At 60.5% G+C, this 8748-nt stretch carries 21 protein-coding genes; 18 read left to right on the top strand and 3 right to left on the bottom strand.

Translation table 11 applies throughout. The features are described from left to right. Position 1: 1 nt before the first annotated feature. From ACZ5EF_RS10950 to ACZ5EF_RS10940, 3 genes are all read right to left on the bottom strand, one after another. A complete protein-coding gene (locus ACZ5EF_RS10950; RefSeq protein WP_346064117.1) occupies positions 2-211 on the bottom strand; it encodes a hypothetical protein in 210 nt (69 codons plus the stop codon). 65 nt (positions 212-276) lie between these two features. After that, complete coding sequence (locus tag ACZ5EF_RS10945) at positions 277-723, bottom strand: phage regulatory CII family protein (RefSeq protein ID WP_346064185.1); 447 nt, start codon at positions 721-723, stop codon at positions 277-279. A 60-nt stretch (positions 724-783) separates the two neighbouring features. Beyond that, positions 784-999 carry a Cro/CI family transcriptional regulator gene (locus tag ACZ5EF_RS10940; RefSeq protein ID WP_346064116.1) on the bottom strand — a complete coding sequence of 72 codons (216 nt, stop codon included), beginning with the start codon at positions 997-999 and terminating at the stop codon, positions 784-786. A gap of 132 nt (positions 1000-1131) precedes the next feature. Here ACZ5EF_RS10940 and ACZ5EF_RS10935 point away from each other — a divergent pair, with 132 nt between their 5' ends. The 18 genes from ACZ5EF_RS10935 (at position 1132) to ACZ5EF_RS10850 (ending at position 8707) form a co-directional block, all read left to right on the top strand. Beyond that, positions 1132-1806 (top strand): XRE family transcriptional regulator, encoded by a 675-nt coding sequence (locus ACZ5EF_RS10935; protein ID WP_464122054.1) that lies wholly within the window; start codon positions 1132-1134, stop codon positions 1804-1806. A 29-nt stretch (positions 1807-1835) separates the two neighbouring features. Continuing rightward, complete coding sequence (locus ACZ5EF_RS10930; protein ID WP_346064114.1) at positions 1836-2204, top strand: hypothetical protein; 369 nt, start codon at positions 1836-1838, stop codon at positions 2202-2204. A 318-nt stretch (positions 2205-2522) separates the two neighbouring features. Further along, positions 2523-3056 carry a hypothetical protein gene (locus tag ACZ5EF_RS10925; protein WP_346064113.1) on the top strand — a complete coding sequence of 178 codons (534 nt, stop codon included), beginning with the start codon at positions 2523-2525 and terminating at the stop codon, positions 3054-3056. Between the two features lie 87 nt (positions 3057-3143). Beyond that, the gene (locus ACZ5EF_RS10920) at positions 3144-3524 is read left to right on the top strand and encodes a hypothetical protein (protein ID WP_346064112.1); all 381 of its coding nucleotides are present in this window, start codon (positions 3144-3146) and stop codon (positions 3522-3524) included. A 316-nt stretch (positions 3525-3840) separates the two neighbouring features. After that, a complete protein-coding gene (locus ACZ5EF_RS10915) occupies positions 3841-4065 on the top strand; it encodes a hypothetical protein (protein ID WP_346064111.1) in 225 nt (74 codons plus the stop codon). A 605-nt stretch (positions 4066-4670) separates the two neighbouring features. Continuing rightward, positions 4671-4925, top strand: a complete 255-nt coding sequence (locus ACZ5EF_RS10910) for a hypothetical protein (protein WP_346064110.1) — start codon at positions 4671-4673, stop codon at positions 4923-4925. 77 nt (positions 4926-5002) lie between these two features. Next, positions 5003-5131 (top strand): hypothetical protein, encoded by a 129-nt coding sequence (locus tag ACZ5EF_RS10905; RefSeq protein ID WP_379730204.1) that lies wholly within the window; start codon positions 5003-5005, stop codon positions 5129-5131. An 8-nt stretch (positions 5132-5139) separates the two neighbouring features. Beyond that, the gene (locus tag ACZ5EF_RS10900; RefSeq protein WP_346064108.1) at positions 5140-5292 is read left to right on the top strand and encodes a hypothetical protein; all 153 of its coding nucleotides are present in this window, start codon (positions 5140-5142) and stop codon (positions 5290-5292) included. Then, positions 5289-5618, top strand: a complete 330-nt coding sequence (locus tag ACZ5EF_RS10895) for a hypothetical protein (RefSeq protein WP_346064107.1) — start codon at positions 5289-5291, stop codon at positions 5616-5618. Before ACZ5EF_RS10900 ends, ACZ5EF_RS10895 begins: the two co-directional genes overlap by 4 nt. Beyond that, positions 5615-5785, top strand: coding sequence for a hypothetical protein (locus tag ACZ5EF_RS10890; protein WP_346064106.1), 171 nt, complete (start codon positions 5615-5617; stop codon positions 5783-5785). Before ACZ5EF_RS10895 ends, ACZ5EF_RS10890 begins: the two co-directional genes overlap by 4 nt. Before the next feature lie 2 nt (positions 5786-5787). Next, the gene (locus ACZ5EF_RS10885; protein ID WP_346064105.1) at positions 5788-6084 is read left to right on the top strand and encodes a hypothetical protein; all 297 of its coding nucleotides are present in this window, start codon (positions 5788-5790) and stop codon (positions 6082-6084) included. Further along, positions 6081-6482 carry a hypothetical protein gene (locus tag ACZ5EF_RS10880; RefSeq protein WP_346064104.1) on the top strand — a complete coding sequence of 134 codons (402 nt, stop codon included), beginning with the start codon at positions 6081-6083 and terminating at the stop codon, positions 6480-6482. The genes ACZ5EF_RS10885 and ACZ5EF_RS10880 overlap by 4 nt, the downstream gene beginning before the upstream one ends. Then, positions 6479-6787 carry a hypothetical protein gene (locus ACZ5EF_RS10875; RefSeq protein ID WP_346064103.1) on the top strand — a complete coding sequence of 103 codons (309 nt, stop codon included), beginning with the start codon at positions 6479-6481 and terminating at the stop codon, positions 6785-6787. Before ACZ5EF_RS10880 ends, ACZ5EF_RS10875 begins: the two co-directional genes overlap by 4 nt. Then, positions 6784-7095: a hypothetical protein gene (locus ACZ5EF_RS10870; RefSeq protein ID WP_346064102.1), complete on the top strand. Its 312-nt coding sequence runs from the start codon at positions 6784-6786 to the stop codon at positions 7093-7095. Before ACZ5EF_RS10875 ends, ACZ5EF_RS10870 begins: the two co-directional genes overlap by 4 nt. Positions 7096-7166: 71 nt before the next feature. After that, entirely contained in the window at positions 7167-7316 is a 150-nt protein-coding gene (locus ACZ5EF_RS10865; RefSeq protein ID WP_346064101.1) for an SHOCT domain-containing protein, read from the top strand. Beyond that, on the top strand, positions 7313-7999 hold the full coding sequence (locus ACZ5EF_RS10860; RefSeq protein WP_346064100.1) for a hotdog family protein: 687 nt from the start codon (positions 7313-7315) through the stop codon (positions 7997-7999). The genes ACZ5EF_RS10865 and ACZ5EF_RS10860 overlap by 4 nt, the downstream gene beginning before the upstream one ends. Beyond that, a complete protein-coding gene (gene ssb, locus ACZ5EF_RS10855) occupies positions 7996-8466 on the top strand; it encodes a single-stranded DNA-binding protein (protein ID WP_346064099.1) in 471 nt (156 codons plus the stop codon). The genes ACZ5EF_RS10860 and ssb overlap by 4 nt, the downstream gene beginning before the upstream one ends. 40 nt (positions 8467-8506) lie before the next feature. Next, positions 8507-8707 (top strand): hypothetical protein, encoded by a 201-nt coding sequence (locus ACZ5EF_RS10850; protein WP_346064098.1) that lies wholly within the window; start codon positions 8507-8509, stop codon positions 8705-8707. Positions 8708-8748: the final 41 nt, after the last annotated feature.

Raw genomic sequence — 8748 nt, 5'->3', positions numbered from 1 at the left:
TTTACAACTCCAGCTCGCGGCACACGCGGCAGCAAAATTCACGGTAATCTTCGGTAATCGGCACCTCGGCCAGCTCTTGCTGGTACCGCCAGTGCTTGATGTCGTCGTAGATTTGCCACCGCTCTCTGTCAGGCAAATCCCGGAATGGCCGGCACCAGACGGTGTAATTGGCGGGCCCTGGGGGCTTGATTTTGTCTTCGAGATGATCCATGGTTACCTCACGTGCTTGATGTGAAGCCCCGGGGTTGGTTGGTCGCCGCCCGGGGCTTCGTTCGTTTAGCCCTTCACCACCTTCGGTTCAGCCATTTCCTTCAGCTCGCTGCGCAGGGCGCAAAGCTTCTCAATTGCCACGTCGACGGCGCGGTCAATGGCCCAGGCCTCATTCGCGTCCACTTTCCCGTCTGCCAGTGCGGCCTGAACTTCCTGGGCCACGTTGCCTACAGCCACCTGCTGATGGATGATCCGGTCGCACAGGGAAGCGTCGTCAATCGGCCTCTCGACAGGCACAGCCACCAACCCCATCTCATCGAGAATCGCAGTCACGGCGCGCGGATCGCGCATCATCACAGCGATGCGAATAAAGTCGGCCAGGGTCAGCGGCACCGTGCCATCGGGGTCCAGCTTCTTATGCAAGCGCCCCTCGTCCATGCGCAGCTCGCGGGCAACGGTGGCGTAGCCTGCCTCCTTAACGACCTGCTGGATGCCTGCTGTATAAAGATCCATGGTCAAGCTGCCTCTCTTGTGGTGACTCTCACTCGTAGCGTGGAGTGTCTAGGATGGTGGTTAGGCGGCCTCAATACCGCCGAACACGGCGGGGCAGAGTTCAGAAGCCTTGAACTTGCCTTCAGTAAGGCGCTCGGCGCGAAGGGCAACAGCAGGAGACATTCCATGCTTACCCCGCACCCAGCCGGATACGGTCGTCTGGTCGACACCCAGCGCGGCAGCGGCGTTGGTTTGCGTATCGAAGTGCTCGACCAGCTTGGTGAAGAGCGCTGTCATGGCCTGGCTCCATATGGGTATACCCATAATCATAGATATGGGGATCTCCCTTTGCAAGCGTATGGGCGAACCCCTAATACTTCATGGATGGAATTCAAAGACCGATTACGAAAGGCCCGCAAGCACAGGAAAATGAGCCAAGCTCAGCTTTCAGCCGCGACAGGCCTGGATCAGACGACCATCTCCAACCTGGAGACGGGCAAGGTGCAATCCACTAGCAAGGTGGTGCAGATAGCCCATGCTCTCAGGATCAACGCCCATTGGCTGGCCACTGGAGAGGGAGAAATGGAGGGCTCCAGGCCCAACCATCTACGCCTGGCCGTGACAGAGGGAGACGCCGAGCTTGTAGACATGGAGGTCATCGAGGGCGATGAGCCCTTGAGTCACGAGGAGGTGTGGCTGCCTGTGTTTCGTGAAGTGGAGTTTTCAGCGGGCGATGGATGCCCTCAGGTTTTAGAGAATCACGGCAACCAAAAGCGGTTTAGCCTGACACGGCTGAACCGAGCTGGGGTTAGGCCGGAGAATGCCGCGTTGGCCGTGGCCAAGGGTGACTCGATGACCCCGGTGATCAGTGATGGCGCCACCCTTGGGATCGACAAAGGCTGCCGGCACATCATCGACGGCAAGGTCTATGTGCTCGATCACTCAGGAATGTTGAGGGTTAAGCGCCTATACCGGATGCCCCTAAACCGGGTGAGAGTGGTTAGCGACAACGCCGACGAGTACCCGGAGGAGGTCTACAGCCTCGCCGACCCCGACGCACCCAAGATCCTGGGCCGCGTGTTCTGGTGGGAGAATTTCGATTAATAGGAGGAGCCATGGCGGGGAGTCAGTCGATGCAGCGCGACTTCCAGGAGAATCGCCCCAGGACATACATAGCGCTCCAAAAGCTGGTGATAGCAATGTCCAAGGTGGTGAGCTCCCAAGGGAAGCGGACTTGGCTTGGGCGCGACAAAGGCGTGGCAGCCCTACAGAATTTCTTTGAGCGCCTATCTGAGGCGCTAACCGCAATGATGCTGGAGGGCCTGATTCTGCCGGGAGATGACGACATCACGGCCCAGGATGCTCTTTTGTGCGAGCTGTCAGACTTCGAACAAGCCCACCCGAATTGGCAAGACGCATACCGTTTCTTCGACTTCTTCATTGATGTTGACGACGACACCTTTGACAGCCAAGCAGTGATAAGCAGAGCCAGGCGCTTCTAGCCTAATCCTTGCCGCCAACCCGCCCCAGTGGCGGGTTTTTTGTGGCCGTATGAAAAAATATGGGGATACCCCTTGACGTATTTTATGGGAATGCCCATATTTGTACCCATGGAAAGGGCAAACGCCCAGGGCAGGAGCCCACCCCGAGCCACAGGGCAACGTGGCCCGAGCAGCCGGTTAGCTGCCGACCCGTAGATCCGGCGAAGTCGAAGCCGGGGAGGCGAGGCCCCCAGGAGGGCGTGTCGCGACCCGATAGGGTTATCCAAGTGCGAGTTCTCAGAGTTCGCACTTGGATGGCTCTGGAGTGAGGAGGGAAGGATGCTGCACGTTCATATCATCTCCAAGAGGAAAGCCGCGGCGCTTGGCATGAAGCGCTACTTCACTGGAAAGCCATGCCGCAAAGGCCATGTCTCAGAAATGAGCGTAAAGGATCGCGCGTGCCTGGAGTGCAAGTGGGATAGGAATAGACGATGGAAGGCGGAGAACGCCGAGGCGAACGCCGCATACCAGAGGGAATACCAGGAAAGGAACAGGCAGTACTTCAGGGACTGGAGCCGTTTCAGCCATGGTGCAGATCGTGCCCGCAAGCGGCGGAGGATGCTGGAGAGGGCTGGAACTCTCAACGTAAACGACCCCGTGTTTGTTGCGCGGAACAAAGCTCGACTCAAACATCTCCGCAAGCTTGCAAAGCAATATGAAGAGTGGACCGGCATAAAGTTCGAGGTTGATCACATCATCCCGATAGTGAGCGATGAGGTGTGCGGGCTTCACTGGTATGGGAATTGGCAACTCATACCCATGAAGCTGAATAGGATGAAGCGCGGCGTAATAACTCATGAGACAGCTGCGTGAGAGAGGATTCGGCGCCTTGCATGGCAGGGCGCATCCACCAGCATCTTCGAGAGGGTGCTGATGGATGACAGAGGGGAGGAGTTAGGCATGAGCATGCAGGAATTGATTGACGCGATGGGTGAAAAGTGGCGCCGAGAGCGCTCCGAGTCACAAATGACGCTGGGGGAAATGATCGAGCATCTATCAGACCTTCCCGACGGCGCCAAGATCAGCACTATCGGTGAGCCTCACAGCTATCGCGGCTATTACTCGGACCTAGCGTTTGAGGGCGGTAGTGGCGAGATGAGCGCAAAGGATGCGCTGGCGATGTGCAACGAGGCGCTGGGTAAGGAGTTTACCGGATACAAGGGCGGCGAGTTCCTGATGGAGGAGGACACCCCGGTATGGGTCGCCTCGCGTGGCGGCTGCGGCATGAAGATCGTGTCTATCGGGCCGGACGGGAAGCTCGAACTAAAAGATGACGAGTAGAAGTAACTATGGCCCTGACGCATCGGGGCCATCCGAGAGCGCCTTGCCCGCTCGCCAGGCCTTGCCGGGCCGCAGGCAGCGGGATGTCACCAAGGCGCTCTACGGATGACAACGGAGGAGAGAGTGATGTCAACCCAGGCCGACCTGACCCGGATGATGATCGCCGGGTATCACGACGACCGCCAAGCATTCACTCGGCTGCTGATCGAGAGCCGGGCGAGACGAGAGCGCTGCAATGAAGCATGGGAAGCGGGGGTGGCGCGGCGTCGCTCTGGCGTGCCGTGCAGCTGCCCGAGATGCAGTAGGGAGAATCGAGATGGCTAGAACACCACTGCACTTGGTGCACGAGACCGCACTGGCCAACCCGGGGCAGAACGCCAGCTTCGTACCGGCGGCTCTGGCAGCGGCAAATGCGGAGATCACCATCCTTGAGGAATGCCTCGAATGGCTGGAGGCGGACAGCAAAGAGGCGGTATCCATTCGGCGGGACATTGAGGCAATCAAGCGACTGCCAGGTTATCAGATGCGCCGCAGGGCGTGAGGGGGAGAGATGGCGACATTCCCAGTGACTGACGAAAACGGCCACACCTATGCAGATGCCAAGGAGCTGAGCGAGGCCGTTGAATGGCTGGAGCGGGACGCTGGATATCTCCGCCGTCAGGCCAGCCTGTACAGAGACCCGGCAGTCAAGGAAAGGGTGATGCAGAACGCAGAGCGCTCGAACCAATATGCCCTGAGGCTGCGCAGGCTAGGGCAACTGTCAAGGAATCCTTGACAGCTCGCCGAGCACAATACGCCACCCCACCAGGGCTACTGGTGGGCATCGAGCTGGGCATTGTGCGCAGTGTTCAGCTCGATGCGGTGCAAGCGCAGGCTGATGCGCAGCCACGGTCGGCCCGCCCTGTGGGTAACGATCCTCGGCGTAGCTGAGGGCGAGATCACAAAGCATTGCGGGAAAGCCGGAGATCAGCACCGGCCACCGCATCACTCAGACCAGGCCGATAGCCAAGGCCGCGCAAGGTCCGGCGAACGCTGTAATCGCCCGCCGCGCCAGCAGGGCGTATCTGCTGGCTATCTGTGAGGGGCTGAGCCGGTTCTCGTCCGCCGGTTTCCTGCGGGACAGTCGAGAAAGTCGGCTCCTCACAGATGCCACGCATCATCCCTGCATTGCCCGCCACCCGGCGGGCTTTTTTATTCCTGGAGGTCGGCATGTCAAACCCAACGTTAGACGCAGCCATATCACTGCTCAAGTCGGCGGCCAGTCAGCGGGGCGCCGAGTCGATCATGACCACCGACCCGGACGGCAACACCCTGATCCTTATCGGTGCAGGCGAGCCGGATAAGACCGGCCGCTTGGCGGCATGTCAGATAGAGCTTGCCAGCAAGGAGGAGTCATGTTGACCAGCACAACCATCACTGGATTTGATCCCCGTGGCGTGCGCTACCAGGCGCGCCTAACTCATGCCGGAGGAGCTTGGATGATCGACGTCGAGACGCAGCCTAGCGCCAAATTCCTGGGCCCCTACATCGACGCCGTATCGCACGCCCAGTCACAGCTAGAACGCGCCATTCGCAGCGGTGCCAAGCCTGCGCCTAACGTCATGTGAGGTGATCCATGAATTCACGCTATCTCGTCAAGCAGGGCGGCACGCCACGCTGCGACCTGCCGGGCAGCCCGTATTTCAGCCGCATCGCCGCCAAGCGCGCAGCGGCACATGCCGGCATTGAGTCGCCGGTGATCATCGCAGTTAAGCGGAGGTTGGGATGAGTAATGATCCGAAGTGGACGCCGGGGCCGTGGGTTAAGTCGCCACATGTCGATCCTGGCGACGGAGTGCAGGTGAAAGACGAGCGAGGTATCCCAGTATGCCGATGCTCAATTGTGCCGATTTACGACGGCGGCCCTATCAAGACGACGACGCATAGGCAGCGTAACGCAAACGCCTACCTAATCGCCGCCGCGCCGGATGGATATGCGCTCGCCGAGCTGGTCATGGACATCTGCGGCAACCCCAAGGGCGTTTCGGAGGCGGCCCGGACTGAGCTATACGAAGCCGCTTTGCAGTACGCCAAGAAAGCCCGAGGTGAACCATGATCGACCTCACTCCTGACCAAATCTTCGCCCTGCGCTGGCTCGGGCTCTCCGCCCTGTTGATCGCCATCGCCGTGCTAGTCGACATGGGCGCCAGGGCGGTGATTCGCCAGCGTAGGCAGGAATACCAGAACAAATTGGCCCGCTCAGTGCGGCGGGCGAGGAGGTAGATATGGACGTGCAGCAGTTGCATTTGCTGGCCGATATCCAGGCCCTAGCCATTGCTGGCGGCGACCAGACAGGCATGAATATCTGGCACTACGTCAGGGCGGGCCAGGGGCATTACGTGTGCAGCGAGGTCCATGTTCTCCATCCGCAAACGCTGGAAACCCTGCACCGAACCACGGCGATGATCAACAGCCAAGGCTGGGACCGGCCGACAGGCATCGATGACAACGAGCGCACCCTTATCCAGCAGCGAGACGAGCTGGTCGAGTGGATCGCCAATAACCGGAGGGATGCGGCATGAGCACGCCCGAAACCGTATCCGTATCGATCAGCCGCCCAAGCCGCGGAGACGGTCGGGAGGTCATGACCATCAAAGTGATCGACACCACCTCTCGCCTGCCTGTCGTCGAGTTCGATATGCCGCTGGATGATTTCATGAAGTGCCTGACCGGTCAGGCTGAGATGCCGGCAGAAGTCACTCGGTTTACCCCAGAGGACAAGCGGAATTTCCTGGGAATGACCAGGGTGAACCGGACGGTGGAGTGCGGGCGCGTCCACGGGAAAGAGGAACAGCGGGAGGTCGTCTTGCGCCACTTCGCAACGCTTGAGCCCGGCTGGTACCTGTTCAGCGACGGAACAGGCAGTCAGCAGCGCGGAGAGCACCACCAGTACATCGTTCATCGCTGGGAGGAACCATGAATAACGCAGCAGTCGATATCAACAGCATGCCGGTTGTCGTGCCACACCGCGACCCGGATGCGGAAGACCCCGCCCAACGCCAGGACGACTACCTCGACGCCTGGATCAGCAAGGCCTTGGCCGATGTGGACCTTGAGGCGCCGATGTACAGCATGATTGCCAGCGAGTTGGAGTGGCTGACGTGGTTCCTCGACGCCCGGCTGCATGGCGACGAGGCCGAGAAGGAGCAGGCGGCCAGCGACCTGGAGCGGGCCATGAAGCGGTATATCGGGGCGCAGTTGAAGCAGCTGGAGGAGGAGGTATGAGCAACGAACCCAAGTGGACGCCGAGCCCGTGGGACTCGACGGACCACGGCGTAGGTGAGCTAGTGGTTTTCTGCCACAGAACGGAAGATGCCATCTGCATTCTTGACGACACCGACCACACGTACGCCTGGCCTGACGGGTACAGCACGAGCCACGAGGCCGTCGCCAACGCCCACCTGATCGCCGCTGCGCCGGAGCTTTACGAATGCCTGCAAGCCTTCCCGGGCTTCAACTCCGAGCCCGAACAGATAGCCGCGTGGGCAAAGCGCTGCCTGGAGGTTGAGGCCAAGGCCCGCGGCGAGAAATGAAAAACCCCGTCCAGGTGGAGCTGGGCGGGGCCGGATGATCCACGCGAAATGAATCACGGAGAGCATACGACATGAGCTACGAACAGGCAATCGCAGCGCTCGACTCGCAATATGCAGCAGGCGACGTAACCGACGAGCAGTATCGGGAGGAGCGCGAGCGGCTCGACTATGAGCACGGCAAGCAGCGTTGCGCACTGGAAGACAGGAGGGTAGTGGCATGAGCGACACACTGGAGCGGCTGCGCACCGCGATGGGAGAGCTGGCCGCGGCGCCAGGCAAGATGGACTTCCGGGGCAAGGCCTATGCCCCGGTGGCCATGCGCGTGGAGTTCCTGCGCCGGGCATTCGGCACCGAGGTCGGCATCGCCACCGAGATCGTCACCATAGACGAGCGGGTGGTGATCGTGAGGGCGACGATCAGCGACGGCGCGGGGCGTACCTTGGCCACCGGCTACGCCGAGGAGTTCCGCAGCAACAAGGGGGTGAACAGCACCAGCGCCCTCGAGAACGCCGAGACCAGCGCCGTGGGTCGCGCCCTGGCCGCCCTAGGGCTGGGCGGCGGCGAGTATGCCAGCGCCGACGAGCTGGCTGGGGCTGTACACCAGCAGAAGCAGGCCGAACAGCAGGCCAGCGCCGAGGAGCAACGCCGACAGGTGCTCATGGAGGCCGTGCATGCCAACCAGGCCAGCATCGACGCCATCAAGGCAGGGCTGGAAGCAGGCGACCTGAGCACGGCTGCTGAGGCGTGGTTCGAGCTGGACGACCGGACCAAGCAATCGCTATGGGTGGCGCCGAGCAATGGGGGGCCATTCACCACACGCGAGCGCGAAACGATGAAGAGCGCCGAGTTCCGCGAGGCCTACTACGGCCCGGCCCAACAGCAGACCGAGGAGGCAACGGCATGAGCAGAGGAGTCAACAAGGTCATCATTCTTGGCAATGTTGGCCAAGACCCCGAGGTGCGATTCCTACCCTCGGGGGTGGCGGTGGCCAACGTGAGTATTGCCACCAGTGAGCAGTGGACCGACAAGCAAAGCGGCCAGAAGCAGGAGCGTACCGAATGGCACCGCTGTGTGTTCTTCGACAAGCTCGCCGAGGTCGTGCAGCAGTACGTCAAGAAGGGAAGCAAGCTGTACGTCGAGGGGCAGTTACAGACTCGAAAATGGCAAGATCAGAACGGCCAAGACCGCTACAGCACCGAGATCAAGGTGCGCGACATGCAAATGCTCGACAGCCGTGGCGGCGGACAGCAAGAGCCGCAGGGCAGCCAGTCAGCGGCACCCCAACAGCCGGCCCCAGGGAACTACGGCGCCCAGCAGCCGGCAGCGCCGCATCCGCCGGGTGGGGAGTTTGATTCGGAGATCCCGTTCTGACACGTAGTAAACGTTCTACAGAAACCAACTCGGAGGCAGCATGGGAAACACAACCGTAGTTGAAAAAAGCGGCGGCATCGGATTCTTCGGCCTGCTGACCATTGTTTTCGTGGCACTCAAGTTGACTGGCTATATCGGCTGGTCGTGGTGGTGGGTGTTGGCGCCGCTATGGGCGCCAGCGCTTCTTGTCCTGGTAGGAATCATCATTTTCTGGGTCTTCGCCTACGCCATCACTAGGTAGCGGCTGGGATGCGTAAAAATCCACAATAAATTACCCAATCT

It is taken from the genome of Bisbaumannia salifodinae (assembly GCF_055388505.1).
The sequence above is the reverse complement of the archived record's forward strand: the minus strand, read 5'-3'. Positions and strand labels throughout refer to the sequence as shown.

Bases quoted from the DNA above. Each gene is read 5' to 3' on its own strand.
- ACZ5EF_RS10950 (WP_346064117.1), bottom strand. From the start codon at position 211: ATGGATCATCTCGAAGACAAAATCAAGCCCCCAGGGCCCGCCAATTAC.
- ACZ5EF_RS10945 (WP_346064185.1), bottom strand. From the start codon at position 723: ATGGATCTTTATACAGCAGGCATCCAGCAGGTCGTTAAGGAGGCAGGC.
- ACZ5EF_RS10940 (WP_346064116.1), bottom strand. From the start codon at position 999: ATGACAGCGCTCTTCACCAAGCTGGTCGAGCACTTCGATACGCAAACC.
- ACZ5EF_RS10935 (WP_464122054.1), top strand. From the start codon at position 1,132: ATGAGCCAAGCTCAGCTTTCAGCCGCGACAGGCCTGGATCAGACGACC.
- ACZ5EF_RS10930 (WP_346064114.1), top strand. From the start codon at position 1,836: ATGCAGCGCGACTTCCAGGAGAATCGCCCCAGGACATACATAGCGCTC.
- ACZ5EF_RS10925 (WP_346064113.1), top strand. From the start codon at position 2,523: ATGCTGCACGTTCATATCATCTCCAAGAGGAAAGCCGCGGCGCTTGGC.
- ACZ5EF_RS10920 (WP_346064112.1), top strand. From the start codon at position 3,144: ATGAGCATGCAGGAATTGATTGACGCGATGGGTGAAAAGTGGCGCCGA.
- ACZ5EF_RS10915 (WP_346064111.1), top strand. From the start codon at position 3,841: ATGGCTAGAACACCACTGCACTTGGTGCACGAGACCGCACTGGCCAAC.
- ACZ5EF_RS10910 (WP_346064110.1), top strand. From the start codon at position 4,671: ATGCCACGCATCATCCCTGCATTGCCCGCCACCCGGCGGGCTTTTTTA.
- ACZ5EF_RS10905 (WP_379730204.1), top strand. From the start codon at position 5,003: ATGATCGACGTCGAGACGCAGCCTAGCGCCAAATTCCTGGGCCCCTAC.
- ACZ5EF_RS10900 (WP_346064108.1), top strand. From the start codon at position 5,140: ATGAATTCACGCTATCTCGTCAAGCAGGGCGGCACGCCACGCTGCGAC.
- ACZ5EF_RS10895 (WP_346064107.1), top strand. From the start codon at position 5,289: ATGAGTAATGATCCGAAGTGGACGCCGGGGCCGTGGGTTAAGTCGCCA.
- ACZ5EF_RS10890 (WP_346064106.1), top strand. From the start codon at position 5,615: ATGATCGACCTCACTCCTGACCAAATCTTCGCCCTGCGCTGGCTCGGG.
- ACZ5EF_RS10885 (WP_346064105.1), top strand. From the start codon at position 5,788: ATGGACGTGCAGCAGTTGCATTTGCTGGCCGATATCCAGGCCCTAGCC.
- ACZ5EF_RS10880 (WP_346064104.1), top strand. From the start codon at position 6,081: ATGAGCACGCCCGAAACCGTATCCGTATCGATCAGCCGCCCAAGCCGC.
- ACZ5EF_RS10875 (WP_346064103.1), top strand. From the start codon at position 6,479: ATGAATAACGCAGCAGTCGATATCAACAGCATGCCGGTTGTCGTGCCA.
- ACZ5EF_RS10870 (WP_346064102.1), top strand. From the start codon at position 6,784: ATGAGCAACGAACCCAAGTGGACGCCGAGCCCGTGGGACTCGACGGAC.
- ACZ5EF_RS10865 (WP_346064101.1), top strand. From the start codon at position 7,167: ATGAGCTACGAACAGGCAATCGCAGCGCTCGACTCGCAATATGCAGCA.
- ACZ5EF_RS10860 (WP_346064100.1), top strand. From the start codon at position 7,313: ATGAGCGACACACTGGAGCGGCTGCGCACCGCGATGGGAGAGCTGGCC.
- ssb (WP_346064099.1), top strand. From the start codon at position 7,996: ATGAGCAGAGGAGTCAACAAGGTCATCATTCTTGGCAATGTTGGCCAA.
- ACZ5EF_RS10850 (WP_346064098.1), top strand. From the start codon at position 8,507: ATGGGAAACACAACCGTAGTTGAAAAAAGCGGCGGCATCGGATTCTTC.